We start from the raw sequence: 15,128 nt of genomic DNA on the forward strand, positions 1-15,128 counted from the left end.
GAACGTCGGCGTCGTGAACCTCCCCGATCCGCGCTTGAACACCCTCGCGGAGATCTTCGGCTCCGAGCGGATCCTTCCGGCCAGCGTCTCGTTCGTCGACATCGCCGGCATCGTCCGTGGCGCGTCCGAGGGGGAGGGCCTGGGCAACCAGTTCCTCGCCAACATCCGCGAAGCCGACGCCATCGCCCAGGTCGTGCGCGGTTTCGCCGACTCGGATGTCGTGCACGTCGACGGCGCCGTCGACCCGAAGAACGACATGGAGACGATCAACGCCGAGCTCCAGCTCGCCGACCTGCAGACGCTCGAGAAGGCGATCACGCGGTACGAGAAAGAGGTCAAGGGCAAGAAGCTCGACCCGGTCGTGCTCGAGACCGCGCTCGCCGCGAAGGACGCGCTCGAGCGCGGGACGCTGTTGTCGGCATCCGGAATCGACCTCGCTCCGATCCGCGAGCTCGGTCTGCTGACCGCAAAGCCCTTCATCTTCGTGTTCAACGTCGACGAGTCGGTGCTGACGGATGCGGGCGCCAAGGCGAACCTCGCGGCGCTCGTCGCCCCCGCGCAGGCAGTGTTCCTCGACGCAAAGATCGAGTCCGAACTCATCGACCTCGATCCTGAGGATGCCGCGGAGCTCCTGGCGTCGACCGGACAGGAGGAGTCGGGTCTCGACCAGCTCGCCCGTATCGGATTCGACACGCTGGGCCTGCAGACCTACCTCACCGCCGGGCCGAAGGAGGCCCGTGCGTGGACGATCGGTAAGGGCTGGAAGGCGCCCCAGGCCGCCGGGGTCATCCACACCGACTTCGAGAAGGGCTTCATCAAGGCCGAGGTCATTTCGTTCGACGATCTCGTCGACGCGGGGTCGGTGCTCGAGGCTCGTTCGCGCGGCAAGGCGCGGCTTGAGGGCAAGGACTACGTCATGCAGGACGGCGACGTGGTGGAGTTCCGCTTCAACAACTGAATCGCCGGCCGCGGCTTGCGGCGCGCTGTCGGTTGGAGCCAGGCTATCTCTCACGCTCGTGGTGTTTCTGGTGGCCGCGACCGCGTTCGCTGGGTGTACCGTGACGGCGCCGGAGTCCGTCAAGACACTCGGCGCTCCCGTCCCCACGGCTGTCGCTACGCCGATCTCCGAGGCTTCGTCTGCGACGGAAGCGACAGATCCGGACTCCTGCGCCGGCCTATCCCAGGTCGTGAGCGAATCCGACGGTTTGTACTGGGAGCGGCGCGGGAGCCTTCGTGATCTGGGCGCACGAGAGTTCGCGCAAGGCGAGGTCACAGCCGATGATGACGGTGCTCCTGTGGCCTATACAGTTGCGTCCGGTGACGTCGAGTCCGTGATCGCTGAACGGCTCTGCGCGTACCCAAACCTGGCTCAGATGAACCACGTGCGTGTGATTCATCCGGGTCATGTGCTCTGGCTCACCCCCGACCCGGCCATTCCCTGGGTTCCCTACTACGCCCCAGGTGACGCGCCTGCGGGGTTCGAGCAGATTCCTTACCAGCAGGCAATCGAGTCCGCGGGCGCGGCAGTTGACACTGGGGACGTGGACACCGTGCGGTCAATCTGGAACGACACGCTCAAGCCGATGTTTGCGAACCAGACCACCATCGACGCGGTCCAAGAGGTCGTGGACGCCGGTGACCTCGACGCGCTGCGCCAACTCTTCTCCTGACCTCGCGCCTCGGTGGAGACGACGCCAGTGGACTGGGTGAGCCGCCGGGAACGGATTGTCCGCACCCTCGTTCGGTTAGGGTCGTCCAGGGTGATCACGCTTACGCGCTCTGTCCCGGTTGGGTCATGAGGCGCTGGCTTCGAGAGGACGGAGACGACATGGCTGACATCGAGACGTTCGAACCCGATGGGCGAGCGATCCCGTACGCCGAGGACCGCCGCAACGGCCCGTCTCTCGTGCTGGTGCCCGGCCAGGGATTGAACATCGGCTACCTCGGGCCACTTGCCGAAGCGCTCGCCGAGGAGGACTTCCACGTCGTGCGGATCGGCAGCCGTCTCCCGCAGTCTGGGGCCGAACCGACGATGCACGATCTTGCCGAGGACGTCATCGACGTGATGGATCACCTCGACCTTGCGTTCCCCTGGGTCGGTGGACACGGCTTTGGCGGCTCGGTGGCGCGCATCGCTTCCATCGACCACCCCGGGCGGTTCGGCGGACTCCTGCTTCTCGGCGTCGAGGGGACCGAGGATGCCGCGGCATCCGCTGCATCCGAGGTGCCGGAGAACGCCCGTAAGTCCGAGCTCGTCGCCATGCAGCGCGCTGCTCGCGCCGCGACGCCTGAGGTCGGCCCGCTCGAGATCCCGCCGGGTATCCCCATCCTGATCATCCAGGGAGCCGACGATGAGGTGGCAGCGCCGGCGAACGGCGAGGCTCTCGCAGCGCGCGCTCCCGAGCGGATCAGCGTCGTCACGATCGAGGGAGCCCGTGACCTGTTCCCGCTGACCCATGTCGGGGAAACCGCCTGGCCCATCGAGGATTACCTCGACTGGGACTGATCTGGCGCGCTCTCGTCCGCCTCGAAGACGGGAAGCGTCAGCCAGGCGTGACCCGCGGCGAGGCGCGCCGCCTGCCCGCCCACACCGAGTGCACCAAGCGGGACAAGCGACGAGTCGGCGGCCGTGAAGTGATACGCGTGTGCCATACCCCAGCAGTCGGTCCAGTGGTCGTCTCGCCCACACGTGAAGACCCATCCGAGCGAGTCATGCGAGACGAATCCGACTGGGCGCTCGCCCTCGCGGATGTGGCAGCAGGTGAGGACGAGGTCGTCAAACGCCGCTGGAGTCGCTGCAGCAGAAGAGTTGTACGTGGTCATGAACGTGCTCCTGTTCCATCGGGAGAGGGGCACGCTCTCGGTATGCATCGCACTCTAGGTCGAGCCTCCGACATCCGGAGCTGACCGCCACGGGGCGTGATGAACTAAGGGAATGAGCCCGAAACCACGCCCCGTCGTCCTCATCACCGGCGCTTCCTCAGGGATCGGCCACGCCACGGCACTCGCGCTCGCTGCGCGCGGCTGGATCGTTTACGGCGCAGCGAGGCGGGTAGACCGGATGCAGGAGCTCGAGGCAGCCGGATGCCAGGTGATCGCGATGGATGTCACGGATGACGCATCCCTGCGCGCTGGCGTTGACCGCATCATCCGTGAGCAGCGGCGTTTGGACGTGCTCGTCAACAACGCTGGTTACGGGTCGTACGGCGCACTCGAGGACGTGCCCATCGACGAGGCCCGCCGCCAGTTCGAGGTCAACGTCTTCGGGCTGGCGCGGCTCAGCCAGCTCGTGATCCCGACGATGCGCGCTCTCGGGCGCGGCCGCATCATCAACGTCTCGTCCATCGGCGGGCGCATCTACGAACCGATCGGCTCCTGGTATCACGCCACGAAGTTCGCGGTCGAAGGGCTCTCGGACTCACTGCGGATCGAACTGGCCCCCCACGGGATCGACGTGGTCATCATCCAGCCGGGGCCGATCCGGACCGAGTGGAACTCGATCTCGCGCCGGAGCGCCAAAGAGTACTCGGGAGCCGGTCCGTATGCCGAGCAGGCCCGAGCCCTCGTCCGCAACTACGAACGCGTCGACGACTCGCCGGCATCCGGGACCCCAGAGGATGTCGCGGCCACAATCGTGCGCGCGGCGACAGCGCGGCGGCCGAAGACCCGATACGCGACTCCGGCGTCAGCGAAGATCGTCGTCGCCGCACGTCGCCTGCTCCCTGATCGGATCATGGACCTGATCCTCAGGCGTCTGGCCATGTAGACCAGGCGCCCGGTCTCCGCGCTCGTCGGATGTCAAGGCCCGCGACGGGGCTCGCGGTGACCGATTGACTGGCGCCATGACTGAGACACCCCTGCGCGCGATCCCGCTCAACTGCACGCTCAAGCCGTCGCCCGCCGAGTCCAGTACTCAAGACCTCACCGACATCGTGCTCGACTCCCTGACGCAGCACGGCGCTTCCAACAGCACGGTGAGGGTGGTCGATCTCGACATCCGTCCCGGCGTCGAAGCCGACATGGGTGACGGCGACCAGTGGCCGAAGGGCCGTCAGCAGATCCTGGATTCCGACATCCTCGTCTTCGCGACTCCGACCTGGGTCGGACATCTCTCCAGTGGCATTGAACGCCGCTCACCTCGCTCGAGTGCTTCGTGCGACTCCTTATCCTGCGCCCTAATGTCCTAGGACTAGAGACTGCACTTGTCAACGGCCTCGTACCTCGCAATCCACAGAAGGTACGTTCGCGGCATGAAGCAAGTGCACTATGCCGGTAGGTCGCTCTTCATGCACGACGACACTGCCGCTGCCCTGATCGATTACGCCCGCGTGCTCAGCGAGCACCGCTCCGCGGATGCTGTCACCGTTCCTGCCGTAAGCGCGGAGGGCAACCCGGTCACGGTCACACTGCTTCTCAATGAAGCCGCCGCGTTCGTCGTCGAATCCGTCGCAGGCGGCATCACGATCGAGCCCGATCAGGATGCGCTCGAAGAGATTGAACGGCGCACTCGACAGCTTGAGGGAGTGCGTGGCGGGGCCCCCGATGAGCCATGGCCCCTCGAGCTGTAGACCTGCGAGGCATGCTCGCGAGCGTTACTGTTGGCCCATGAAAGCTCTGCGAACCGCCGGAATCTGGGCAGCAGTGATCGCCGCGATCACCACGGTGCTGGGCATCCTCGTGACAGAACTCGTCTCGCTGCTTGCCGCCGTGCTGGGCGCGGTCGTGAAGGTCGTGCCGAACCTCAGTGGTCCCGCAGGGCGTCGATGAGTTCCTTCTTGCGCATCGACGAGTAGCCGCTCAGTCCCAGTTCCTTCGCGCGCTTCTTGAGCTCGTCAACGGTCCAGTCCTCGTAGCTGCCCGATTCGCCGCCCTTGCGTCCGACGTTCGAGCGTCCTCGATTGGCTGCCGCATTCGAGATGCGGGCCGCCTTCTCTTTCGACGCGCCGTCATCGCGTAGTTCCTCGTACAGCTCCGGGTCCTTCAGGCTCGAGTTCCGGCGTCCAGGCATGGTTTCTCTTTTCTGTCGGTGGCTCTGTCGGTGGCTGAGGGGCCACGGATGGCCGATGGCCGATGGGTGCGGGTCGTGCGCTAGAGCGCACGTCCTCCCGTGACCGGGAAGACGCCGCCCGAAACGTATGAGGCCTCGTCGCTTGCGAGATAGACGTACATGCCCGCAAGTTCCGCGGGCTGGCCGGCGCGCCCGAGCGGGGTGTCGCTGCCGAAGGTCGTGAGCTTTTCCTCATCAAAGTCCGTCGCGGGGATGAGCGGGGTCCAGATGGGACCGGGGGCCACGGCGTTGACCCGGATGCCGCGGGGACCGAGGTCCTGCGCCATGGCGCGCACGAAAGCAACCTGCGCCGCCTTCGTCATCGCGTAATCAAGCAGGCCCGGCGAGGGGTCGAATGCCTGAATCGATGACGTCACGATGATGGCCGAACCGGCATCCAGGTGCTCCATGGCGGCGCGCGCCGAGAAGAGCAAGCCGTACAGGTTCGTGCGGAACGTCCGATCGAATTCGGCGGTTTCGAGCTCGGCAAGACTGTCGCGGTCGCGCTGGTAAGCGGCGTTCAGGACCAGGATGTCGATCCCACCGAACTCGGCTACCGTGTCGGCGACAATCTTCTCGGCGAATCCCTCGTCGCGGACGTCACCGCTGAACGACGCAGCGCGGACTCCCGCGTCGCGAACGAGCGCGACGGTCTTCTCGGCATCCTCGTGCTCTTCCGGCAGCGACGCGATGGCGACATCCGCGCCCTCGCGGGCGAAGGCGATCGCGACCGCCCGACCGATGCCCGAGTCGCCGCCGGTGATCAGTGCCCGCCGCCCGGCGAGTCGGCCGTGCCCGACGTATGAATCCTCGCCATGGTCAGGCGTCGGAGTCATCTCGGTCTCGAGCCCCGGCTGCTGCTGTTCCTGCTCGGGGAAATCGTCGCTGGTGTGTGCGGTCCGCGGATCCTGGGATGCGTCGTGCGAAGTCATGCGGCGACGATAAGGCGGACACCCGCGGGCGCCCGAGGGACTTGACCATCCGTCCAGGCGAGAGTACGGCCCTACCGGGGCAGCACGTGCTCCGGCAGATCACGAAGGAAGATCTCCGCGGTCTTGGGCCCTATGCCCTTCATCGCCGTGAGCCGCCGCGTGAGTTCGTCGCGGTCGCTGCTGGTGCGCACCATTTTCGACACTGTCCCGTACTCATCAACGATGCGCGCCATCACCTCGTGCAGCTCATCGGTCATGATGTAGTCGATCCGCGCGTAGTGCGCGTCGTCGAGGATGGCGCGCAGCTCTTCGCGCTCGAGTTCGGCGTACTTCGGGGGGCTGGTCAGTCCGCGATCGATCAGGGCGCGGTACGCGTCAGCGCCGACGGACTGCTGCACCGGCCGGCCGAAGAGCATGCTTGCAACGAGCCAGCGATACATGGCCTGCCCGCTGCCGCGGTCGAGATGGATGCCGAGATCGGCGGCGTGAATCACCATGTGTTTCGTTTCCTTTCGACGACGAAGGACGTGGTCAGGGTCACCCCGCACAGCGCAACGGAAACGGCGATCTCGGGCGGGTGGACCCCGTGCGCGAGCAGCCCGAACCCGTGTGGGTCGATCACGGCGATCGCGGCAATGACGCCGAACACGATGCCGACGAGCCGCAGGCGTATTCGCAGCGAGGACGCCGGATGACGCAGGCCAGTCAGCAGGACGGCGACGAGGACGATGCGAGCCAACGTCAGGGGAGGGTCTGCGCTCAGGAGGCCGAGGAAGACCGTCGAGCCGGGCAGGATGCCAGCGAATGCTGCGGAGGTCAGCAGCGCCAGAACGGCTATCGCGACGGCGCGGTGGATAGCCCATACCACCTGTGCTGGCGATGCTGCGCCGCTAGAATCGACCATGAGACCTCCCCGCGTCGTGATGCGACGGTACGCCGGGGTCGATGAAGTGAGTCGGGGGTTGCGCGCTGGCCAGGAGCGTGCCATCGTCCGCGGAAAAGATGTGGTCGAACGTGCCTTAGGGGGTACGAGGGGTCCTGGTCAATACCCTCGCGCTTTCGGGCTCGGCGTGCGAAGGTTCACACGATCCGCACCACGGGATGCCCCGATGATTCGGGTACATCCGCACATGGGAGAAAGAGCGGAATGGGAAAGTTCATCTACGACGGAAACGTCAAAGTCGATTTCGACGACCGCACGTTGGCTCACCTTCAGGTGGTCATCGGCACGAAATTGAGGCGTAACGAGGCCTTCCACTTTACGTGGAAGGACGACGCGAGCATCGGAGACGGGCGCACCACCGTGTGGGTCCACCCGAGATGCTCGCTGGTCTACAAGTTCTACGGTGGTCGTCGTCCACAGCTGAACATGGCGTGGGTCGAAGCACTTGCCTACACGGCGAACTCCCCATCCGGCCTCTACGTGGTGCCCGAACCGAAGGAAGGCGATCCTGTGCCCGGAGGGAACCATGAAGCGCATTGACATCGTCTACGGCGGAGAGCTCTACAGCGTCGGAGGACGAGAGTTCGAGGAGGTGCGCCAAGAGGTCGTGGACGGCACGACAGATGGACCGAGTTGGCTGCGCGTGAACGACGGCGAAGGTATGCGCCGAGAGGCCTATCTGCTCCTCTCCCCGGGTGTGCCGATCGCTCTGATTCCCGTGCCCGAAGATGACATCGAGCTCGCCGGTGACGGGCAGTGGAGCTCTGGCGACGATCACTGAGCAACGCGGCACGGATGCCTTCGCCAACCTCGATGCGTGGTGGCGAGCGGCGAACTACCTGAGCGTCGGGCAGATCTATCTGCGCGATAACCCTCTGCTTCGCCGTCCGCTCACTGAGGCAGACATCAAGCCCCGGCTGCTCGGCCACTTCGGTACGGTCCCAGGGCTGACTCTCCTCTACGCGCACCTGAACCGGGTTATTGCTGAGCGGGGTACCGAGGTGCTCTTCATCGCCGGGCCCGGCCATGGCGGTCCTGCCCTGAACGCAGTCAGCTGGCTCGAAGGAACCTGGAGCACGACCTACCCCGACATGCCACGAAGCGAGGATGGGATGCGCTCGCTTTTCTCGCGGTTCTCGGCGCCCGGAGGCATCCCGAGCCATACCTCTCCCCACGTCCCGGGATCGATCCAGGAGGGCGGTGAACTCGGGTACTCGCTGGTGCATGCTTATGGCGCGGCTCTCGATGACCCGGACCTGGTCGTTGCCTGCGTCATCGGCGACGGTGAGGCAGAGACCGCAGCGCTGTCGGCATCCTGGCAGTCGGCCGGCTTCCTCGACCCTCGGACCGACGGCGCAGTGCTGCCGATCCTGCATCTGAACGGCTGGAAGATCGACAATCCCACCGTTATGGATCGGATGCCGGAGCATCAGCTGCGTGACCTCATGAATGGTCACGGGCACGAACCGATCATCGTGGATCTTCGCGACGCGACCGATCCGGCCGAGGTTCACAGTGTCATGGCCCACGCCATGGACCGCGCGTTTGATCTCATCGCGCAGATCCAGCGTCGCGCGCGCAGCGCCGGAGAGCCACAGTCCGAGCAGGCCCCGCGATGGCCCATGATCGTGCTCCGCAGCCGCAAGGGCTGGACCGGCCCCGAGGAGGTCGACGGTGAGCCCGTCGAGGGGACCTGGCGATCCCACCAGGTTCCGCTTGAGGATGTCGCGTCGTCGCCGGACCGTCTGGCGCAACTGGAACGGTGGCTTCGCTCCTACCGACCCGACGAGCTCTTCGATGACCGCGGCGTACCCACCCGGGCGGTCCGGGAGCTCATTCCGGAACCGATCGAGGCCACGATGAGTGGCTCGTCGCGGGCGAACGGCGGTCTTCGTCGACGAGCTCTTCGGATGCCGGCACTGGCGGACGAGGCTCTCCACAGCGCAGACCGAGAAGGCGACGCGTCAGCGACTACGGTGTTCGGCGAATGGCTCGGAGAGCTGCTGCGGCTCAATCCTCGCGATTTTCGGATCTTTGCCGCCGACGAGTTGCGCTCGAATCGGCTTGCGCAGGGCGTGCTCCCCGCCACCGCAAAGCAGTGGAACGAGCAAGAGCGCGGTGTCGATGAAGATCTGGCGGACGAGGGCCGAGTGATGGAGATCCTCAGCGAGCATCTCTGCCAGGGATGGCTCGAAGGATATGTGCTCACGGGGCGCCATGGCCTGTTCACCTCGTACGAGGCGTTCGTCCACGTTGTGGACTCGATGTTCAATCAGTACGCGAAGTGGCTGGAAGCGGCAGCCACCTACCCCTGGCGCGCCGACCTGGCGAGCTTCACCTACCTCCTCTCGAGCCATGTCTGGCGCCAGGACCACAACGGCTTCACGCATCAGGATCCGGGCTTCCTCGATCTTGCTGCCCGCAAGAGCTCCGACATTGTCAGGCTCTCGCTTCCCCCCGACGCGAACACGCTTCTGGTCACGATGGAGCGCGCCTTCACCGAACCCGGCCGGATCAACGTCGTTGTGGCGGGCAAGCAGCCCGAGAAACAGTGGTTCTCCCTCGACGCCGCGCGCCGGGTCGTCACAGATGGCGCCGGCATACTGCCTGGAGCGGCAGATACCGCCACGGGGAGGGAAGGCGACGAGGAGCCTGAGGTCGTCCTGGCCTGTTCAGGGGACGTCCCGACACAGGAGGCGGATGCCGCCCGCGAACTCGTGCGGGAACTCGCGCCCTCCGTTCGCGTTCGCGTGGTGACGGTCATCGATCTGCTGAGACTGCGCCCGGGAGAGCCGCAGAGCCTTGACGATGACGACTTCGCGACCCTGTTCGGCGTGGGAGTGCCGATCGTCTTCGCGTTCCATGGGTACCCGCACCTGATCAAGGAGCTACTGTTCGATCGCCCGGTCACCGCCGGTGTGACGATGCGTGGCTACCAGGAGGCTGGATCGACCACGACACCGTTCGACATGCTCCTGCAGAACAAGTTTGATCGGTTCACCCTCGCGTCCGACGTTCTCCGGCGGTCCAGTCTGGGTGAGCAGGAGCGAGCCGAGGCGCTCGCAGTGCTGGCGAATCGGCGGGAGCAGGCGGCAGACCACCTGCGCCGCTTCGGTGTCGACGACCCAGCTCTCGCATGACCGAGACGAGACGATTCTGAGGTGATCAGGCCAGCGCGCGGCTCAAGGGCACGCCCGAGACCGAGGCGATACTGGTCACCGTCGCCCATCCGTCTGCCAGAAGCGCAGCGTCGGTGCCGGGCTCTGGCCGGTTCGGAAGGTCCTCGACGGCAAGACTGATGTGGTGCTCATCCCGCTCGGCCAACGTTGTCTGCACGATGCCGAACGGAGCAAGCTCTGCCTCGACGATGCCGCGCGGACGCTCGATGTTCGGGACGTTGACATTCAGGATCGTGCCCGCCGGCTCGGCCATGAGGTACGGCAGCAGTTCATCGACCACCTCTACGGCGCTTTGCCACCAGAACGTCCCCGGCGCGAAGCCGACATCGAGTGACACAGCCATCGCTCGTGAGCCGTGCAGGCCCCCCGTAAGCGCCGCCCCTACTGTTCCCGAGTGCACAATCGCGCGACCGACGTTTGCGCCGTGGTTGATGCCCGACAGCACGACATCCGGCGGCTCGCCGAAGGCGCCACGTGCTGCGATGAGCGCGATCAGCCCCGGACCAGCATGCACGGCGTGCGCGGGAACGCCGGCCGCATCGGCAAGCTCACGTCGCTCGACGCGGATACGCCCGTCGGACTGCGCCGCCATGATGGAGGCGCTCGATCCGCTTGACTGTGACGCCGGCGCGGCGATCACCGGATCGAGGCCTGCTCGACGAAACCGGCGCGCCAAGGGAGCAAGACCGGCGGCGTCGATTCCATCGTCGTTCGTGATCAGGATGCGGGTCATGGGGATTTTCGGCCCTGTCTGTTCTCCTCCGGAGTCGTCATGGCAGCGAGGTCATCGGGTGTAACACGACCATCGGCAGGGGTTGCCGCCGAATCCACGACACGAAGTCTCACCTGGTCACGCAGCCCCTCGATCGCATCCCGGTGGCCCGTGCCCAATCCGTGCCTCGTGACGTTGAGCGCCCCCGCCGCGGCGCCCAGCGTCACGGCTTCGCGAACAGTCTCGCCGCGCGCGATTCCCGCGACGACCCCGGCCGTGAGAGAGTCGCCGGCGCCGCGATGGTCGGCGATCTCGAAGCGCGGCACCGCGATCTCGGCGAGGCCCTCGGCATCCAGGAGCAACGCCGGCTGACTTGCCCGCGTGAGGATCACCGTCTCCGCCCCTCGCGAGCGCAGCTCGCTCATCCGCTCTGCCAGATCAGCAGTCGATCCGTCGCCCTCATCGGCGGCAAGCTCCTCATCGCTGAGCTTCAAGACGCTCACGCCACCGCGCAGCGCGGCGTCCAGGCGTTCACCGGCGAGATCCACCACAACCGTCGCTCCGCCGCGGCGCAGGTCCGAAGCCAGACGATGGTAGATCTCTACGGGAATCTCGTCGTGGGGCGGACCGCTGAGAACCACGAGGCCCGTGTCGATCCCCCGGCTGAGGGTCAGCGAATACAGCTCGTCCATTTCGTGCCGGCCCGGGGTCGTCGCTCGCTGCTCAGCGATCGTGCGACGCTCCCCATCCCGGCGATCGTGAATGTAGGCGGAGCCGCGGTCACCGCGTTCGATGGCATCGATCGTGATTCCCTCCCGTTCAAGGAGAGTCCGGATGACGAGGCCGCTCTCGCCGCTCAGCAGCGCGCACAGCGTCACATCGACGCCGAGCAGTGTGAGCATCCGTGCCTGCCAGACCCCTTGACCGCCAGCGTGCAGATGGACATCGTCGCCGGAGGGATGACTCTCGATCGTGACCGTCAGAGTCGGGGACGGTGCGAACACCGTCGCGCTGTTCACCGATGCGCTCCTCAGGCCGTCTGGCCCTCGTGCCGACCCTCGCCGATCTCTTCGACGAGCTTGTCGTTGAAGGCGGGAAGGTCATCGGGGGTGCGGCTGGAGACGAGTCCCTGATCGACGACGACTTCTTCGTCGACCCAGTTCGCTCCCGCGTTTCGCAGGTCGGTTTGCAGGCTCGGGTAGCTGGTCAGGGTGCGTCCTTCGACGACGTTCGCCTCGATCAGCGTCCATGCGCCGTGGCAGATCACGCCGACAGGCTTGTGCTGCTCGAAGAAGTCGCGCGCGAAACCGCACGATGCGGCATCCATGCGCAGATGGTCGGCGTTGACGACGCCCCCGGGCAGGACGAGCGCGTCGAACTCGGCAGCGTCGGCGACGGAGCTATCGATGTCCACGCTCTGCTGGTGACCGTTCTTGCCCGTGACGCTGTCACCTGCGGGGGAGACGAGGCGGGCTTGTGCTCCGTGCGAGGTCACGGCCTCCCAGGGCGAGGTCAGTTCGCTGTCTTCGAAGCCATCCGTGACCAGGAATGCGACGGTCTTGCCCGTGAGATGCGACATAGTGATCCTCCCTTGTCTGTGTGCGTACAGAGACGGTACGAGGCCCCTGCCCGCAGGGGCAGGGGCTTGCACCTGGGAGACTCGCTCGCTAGGGATCAGTGCGCGGGAATGGCACCCTCGGGCTGGTCAGCGGGTTTACGGATGATGAAGGCCCCGACGAGGATCGGCAGCGCAACGATTGCCGAGACCAGGAAGGCTCCTCGTGCCCCAGCCGCTGCTGCCTCGTTGGCCGGGAGACCCGCTTCGACGGCGGAGGCGGCGATTGCCGACATCGTCGTGACCATGACGGCCACGCCCGCGGCTCCCGCCACCTGCTGCACGGTTCCAAGGACCGCTGATCCGTACGAGTAGAACCGAGGCTGCAGCGAGGCGAGAGAGGCCGTGAACAGCGGCGTGAACGAGAGCGCGAGACCCAGCGACAGCACGATCTGCGTGACGAGAATGGCCCAGATAGAGGTGTCAGCCCCGTAGGTTGCGTAGGCCCACAGCGCCGCGACCGCGAGTACCGCACCGGGAACCAACAGCACGCGGGTTCCCGACGCGTCGTAAATGCGGCCCACGATCGGACCGGCAAAACCCATGGCGAGCGAACCCGGCAGCAGCAGGAGGCCACTTTCGAGCGCCGTCGCACCCACCGCCTGACTGAGGTAGAGGGGGAGGACCGTGATGGCACCGAAGAACGCCATCGAGAGGACGCCCATCTGAGCGATCGACAGGGAAAAGTTGAGTGACCGGAACACGCGCAGGTCCATGAGCGCGTCATCCTTGCGTTGCAGCACAAGCTGGCGCCACACGAACAGCGCGAGGGCGACGACGCCGACGGCGATCGCGATCACGAGGGTCATCGTGGAGCCGGCTTCGGCCGCGGCGTCAGTCTGCGACCCGCCGTGACTTGCGGCGCCGCCGATCTGGCTGAGCCCGTAGACGAGTCCGCCGAACCCGAACGCCGACAGGATCACCGACAGCACGTCAATCGGTGCACGGGTGGTTTCCCCGAGATTGCGAATCCAAATTGCGCCGGCAACGAGTGCGGCGATCGCAATCGGCAGGACGATACCGAAGATCCAGTGCCATCCGAGGGAATCGAGAATGAGTCCCGACAGCGACGGGCCGATCGCCGGAGCGAGCGCGATGACGATGCTGACGCGCCCCATCATCCGACCGCGCGCGTGCGGCGGCACGATGGTCATGAGCGTCGTCATGAGCAGCGGCATCATGATCGCGGTGCCCGATGCCTGAATGACACGCGCGACGAGAAGGATCTCGAAGCCGGGCGCGATGAAAGCGACAGCGGTGCCGGTCGAGAAGAGAGTCATCGCCGCCAGGAACACCTGCCGGGTCGTGAAGCGCTGGAGGAGGAAGCCGCTGATCGGGATCACGACGGCCATCGTGAGCATGAACGCCGTCGTCAGCCACTGGGCGGCGACCGCGGTGATGCCGAGGTCGACGATGAGGTGGGGGATCGCGACGCCCATCGTCGTCTCGTTGAGGATCGCGACGAAAGCCGCAGACAGGAGGAGCCAGATGATCCGGCTCTCTTCGGGGCGAAGGTTCAGCCCCGGGACCGGCGTTGCGGAATCGGGGCCGGCAGGGACGACCGGGATCGAGCCGGTCTGCGGGTTCGCGTTGATCGCTGCCACTGGCGGGTCCTCACTATCAGGGCGCATGTCGTCGGAGTCGAAGGGGAGGGGACGCCGAGAATGGGCGCACGAGAGCCACGCGTGGTGGCGACGTTCACGATAACGGCGGGAACCGACATTCGATTCCCGAGGGGTGGAAGTTCGTGCTTCCGGAAGCGGCTGGGCTCAGTCGTCGAGGGTCTCTTCGTCCACCGACTTGTCCCACTGCTCGGACCCGATCGCGTTCGTCGGATGCGGCGTGGGCTCTTCCTCGAGAAGATCGGCCGGTGCCGGAGAGATGAGCTGCTCCTCCGGGATCGACTTCAGGTCGTCGATTTCCTTGCGAAGCGCGCCCAGGTCTTCGTGTCCAGCACCGGCGCCATCGTTCGCAGTCATGGTCACAGCCTACCGGTGTCACCGCCCGGCGTTATGCTCCAGGCGTGAGGTTTGATGGCCTGAATCCCGATGCCCCGGCCTTCTTCGATGAGTTGGCTGTCAACAACACCAGAGAGTGGTGGCAGAGCCAGAAGTCGCGCTTCACCGACCGCGTCGCCGCTCCCTTCGAGGCGCTGGCCGCCGAACTCGAACCGGAGTTCGGACCGGTGAAGATCTTCCGCCCGTACCGTGATGTGCGCTTCAGCGCCGACAAGTCGCCCTACAAGCTCCAGATCGGCCTGGTTACGCGCGCTTCAGCCGCCCATTACCTCCAGCTCTCGGCATCCGGGCTGCTCATCGGCGGCGGGATGTACCAGCCGTCCCCTGCGCAGCTGGCGGCGTTCCGGTCGCTCGTGGACGATGCCCGGACGGCGCCAGACCTCGAGGCCACCTTCGCCGAGGTCAGTGCTGGCGGCTTCGAGCCGATGCGAGATGACGCGCTCCGCACGGCGCCTCGAGGGTTTCCCACCGACCATCCCCGCATCGACCTCCTCCGCCTTCGCCACCTGGCGGTCGGGCGAGAAGAGCCGCCCGACGACTGGATGTGGACGCCGGGTGCTCTCGACGAGATCCGTGCAGCCTGGCACGTCGTGTCGGTGTGGTGCGACTGGTTGCACGCGAATATCGCGACAGACCCCGAAGCCCGCTGACGGCAGCTGGACACCCTCCTCGCGCTGCTAGG

At 66.0% G+C, this 15,128-nt stretch carries 21 protein-coding genes; 11 read left to right on the plus strand and 10 right to left on the minus strand.

Annotation, left to right across the window (positions count from 1 at the left end; translation table 11 throughout):
• The 3 genes from ychF to B3587_RS10780 form a co-directional block, all read left to right on the plus strand.
• Window positions 1–958 (plus strand): redox-regulated ATPase YchF (gene ychF, locus B3587_RS10770; RefSeq protein WP_292728512.1); only part of this gene is annotated, 958 nt, incomplete at its 5' end.
• 70 nt (window positions 959–1,028) lie between these two features.
• Window positions 1,029–1,670, plus strand: a complete 642-nt coding sequence (locus tag B3587_RS10775) for a hypothetical protein (protein WP_292728514.1) — start codon at window positions 1,029–1,031, stop codon at window positions 1,668–1,670.
• A 158-nt stretch (window positions 1,671–1,828) separates the two neighbouring features.
• Window positions 1,829–2,506 (plus strand): alpha/beta fold hydrolase, encoded by a 678-nt coding sequence (locus B3587_RS10780; RefSeq protein ID WP_228177061.1) that lies wholly within the window; start codon window positions 1,829–1,831, stop codon window positions 2,504–2,506.
• On the opposite strand, the gene B3587_RS10785 is transcribed toward B3587_RS10780, so the two are convergent.
• The gene (locus B3587_RS10785) at window positions 2,488–2,823 is read right to left on the minus strand and encodes a hypothetical protein (protein ID WP_292728517.1); all 336 of its coding nucleotides are present in this window, start codon (window positions 2,821–2,823) and stop codon (window positions 2,488–2,490) included. The two genes, B3587_RS10780 and B3587_RS10785, sit on opposite strands and share 19 nt — an antisense overlap.
• A gap of 112 nt (window positions 2,824–2,935) precedes the next feature.
• Here B3587_RS10785 and B3587_RS10790 point away from each other — a divergent pair, with 112 nt between their 5' ends.
• The 4 genes from B3587_RS10790 (at window position 2,936) to B3587_RS10805 (ending at window position 4,767) form a co-directional block, all read left to right on the plus strand.
• Window positions 2,936–3,766 carry an oxidoreductase gene (locus B3587_RS10790; RefSeq protein WP_228177062.1) on the plus strand — a complete coding sequence of 277 codons (831 nt, stop codon included), beginning with the start codon at window positions 2,936–2,938 and terminating at the stop codon, window positions 3,764–3,766.
• 76 nt (window positions 3,767–3,842) lie between these two features.
• A complete protein-coding gene (locus B3587_RS10795) occupies window positions 3,843–4,187 on the plus strand; it encodes an NAD(P)H-dependent oxidoreductase (RefSeq protein ID WP_292728520.1) in 345 nt (114 codons plus the stop codon).
• Between the two features lie 63 nt (window positions 4,188–4,250).
• On the plus strand, window positions 4,251–4,568 hold the full coding sequence (locus B3587_RS10800) for a hypothetical protein (protein ID WP_292728522.1): 318 nt from the start codon (window positions 4,251–4,253) through the stop codon (window positions 4,566–4,568).
• A 37-nt stretch (window positions 4,569–4,605) separates the two neighbouring features.
• A complete protein-coding gene (locus B3587_RS10805; protein WP_228177065.1) occupies window positions 4,606–4,767 on the plus strand; it encodes a hypothetical protein in 162 nt (53 codons plus the stop codon).
• Here the strand turns inward: B3587_RS10805 and B3587_RS10810 are convergent.
• The 4 genes from B3587_RS10810 to B3587_RS10825 form a co-directional block, all read right to left on the minus strand.
• Window positions 4,742–5,008 (minus strand): DUF7218 family protein, encoded by a 267-nt coding sequence (locus B3587_RS10810; protein WP_228177066.1) that lies wholly within the window; start codon window positions 5,006–5,008, stop codon window positions 4,742–4,744. The genes B3587_RS10805 and B3587_RS10810 overlap by 26 nt on opposite strands.
• Window positions 5,009–5,088: 80 nt before the next feature.
• On the minus strand, window positions 5,089–5,979 hold the full coding sequence (locus tag B3587_RS10815; protein WP_292728524.1) for an SDR family oxidoreductase: 891 nt from the start codon (window positions 5,977–5,979) through the stop codon (window positions 5,089–5,091).
• Between the two features lie 71 nt (window positions 5,980–6,050).
• Window positions 6,051–6,476 (minus strand): hypothetical protein, encoded by a 426-nt coding sequence (locus B3587_RS10820; RefSeq protein ID WP_292728526.1) that lies wholly within the window; start codon window positions 6,474–6,476, stop codon window positions 6,051–6,053.
• Window positions 6,470–6,883 carry a hypothetical protein gene (locus B3587_RS10825; protein ID WP_292728528.1) on the minus strand — a complete coding sequence of 138 codons (414 nt, stop codon included), beginning with the start codon at window positions 6,881–6,883 and terminating at the stop codon, window positions 6,470–6,472. The genes B3587_RS10820 and B3587_RS10825 overlap by 7 nt, the downstream gene beginning before the upstream one ends.
• Before the next feature lie 243 nt (window positions 6,884–7,126).
• On the opposite strand from B3587_RS10825, the gene B3587_RS10830 reads away from it, so the two are divergent.
• From B3587_RS10830 to B3587_RS10840, 3 genes are read left to right on the plus strand one after another with little or no spacing between them, the layout of a single operon-like run.
• Entirely contained in the window at window positions 7,127–7,462 is a 336-nt protein-coding gene (locus tag B3587_RS10830; RefSeq protein WP_228177070.1) for an ATP-dependent DNA ligase, read from the plus strand.
• Window positions 7,449–7,703, plus strand: a complete 255-nt coding sequence (locus B3587_RS10835; protein WP_292728530.1) for a hypothetical protein — start codon at window positions 7,449–7,451, stop codon at window positions 7,701–7,703. Before B3587_RS10830 ends, B3587_RS10835 begins: the two co-directional genes overlap by 14 nt.
• Window positions 7,669–10,062, plus strand: coding sequence for a phosphoketolase family protein (locus tag B3587_RS10840; protein ID WP_292728532.1), 2,394 nt, complete (start codon window positions 7,669–7,671; stop codon window positions 10,060–10,062). The genes B3587_RS10835 and B3587_RS10840 overlap by 35 nt, the downstream gene beginning before the upstream one ends.
• A 25-nt stretch (window positions 10,063–10,087) precedes the next feature.
• Here the strand turns inward: B3587_RS10840 and surE are convergent, their stop codons facing one another.
• From surE to B3587_RS10865, 5 genes are all read right to left on the minus strand, one after another.
• Window positions 10,088–10,834 (minus strand): 5'/3'-nucleotidase SurE, encoded by a 747-nt coding sequence (gene surE, locus B3587_RS10845; protein ID WP_292728534.1) that lies wholly within the window; start codon window positions 10,832–10,834, stop codon window positions 10,088–10,090.
• Window positions 10,831–11,832, minus strand: coding sequence for a 1-phosphofructokinase family hexose kinase (locus B3587_RS10850; RefSeq protein WP_292728536.1), 1,002 nt, complete (start codon window positions 11,830–11,832; stop codon window positions 10,831–10,833). The genes surE and B3587_RS10850 overlap by 4 nt, the downstream gene beginning before the upstream one ends.
• A gap of 11 nt (window positions 11,833–11,843) precedes the next feature.
• Window positions 11,844–12,392, minus strand: coding sequence for a type 1 glutamine amidotransferase domain-containing protein (locus B3587_RS10855; protein WP_292728538.1), 549 nt, complete (start codon window positions 12,390–12,392; stop codon window positions 11,844–11,846).
• 95 nt (window positions 12,393–12,487) lie between these two features.
• Window positions 12,488–14,032: a DHA2 family efflux MFS transporter permease subunit gene (locus B3587_RS10860; RefSeq protein WP_292728540.1), complete on the minus strand. Its 1,545-nt coding sequence runs from the start codon at window positions 14,030–14,032 to the stop codon at window positions 12,488–12,490.
• A 165-nt stretch (window positions 14,033–14,197) separates the two neighbouring features.
• Window positions 14,198–14,407, minus strand: coding sequence for a hypothetical protein (locus tag B3587_RS10865; protein ID WP_228177075.1), 210 nt, complete (start codon window positions 14,405–14,407; stop codon window positions 14,198–14,200).
• 44 nt (window positions 14,408–14,451) lie between these two features.
• Here B3587_RS10865 and B3587_RS10870 point away from each other — a divergent pair, with 44 nt between their 5' ends.
• Window positions 14,452–15,096 (plus strand): DUF2461 domain-containing protein, encoded by a 645-nt coding sequence (locus tag B3587_RS10870; protein WP_292728543.1) that lies wholly within the window; start codon window positions 14,452–14,454, stop codon window positions 15,094–15,096.
• The last annotated feature ends 32 nt before the right edge of the window (window positions 15,097–15,128 follow it).

It is taken from the genome of Microbacterium sp. UBA837 (assembly GCF_002296025.1).
Lineage (GTDB): Bacteria > Actinomycetota > Actinomycetes > Actinomycetales > Microbacteriaceae > Microbacterium.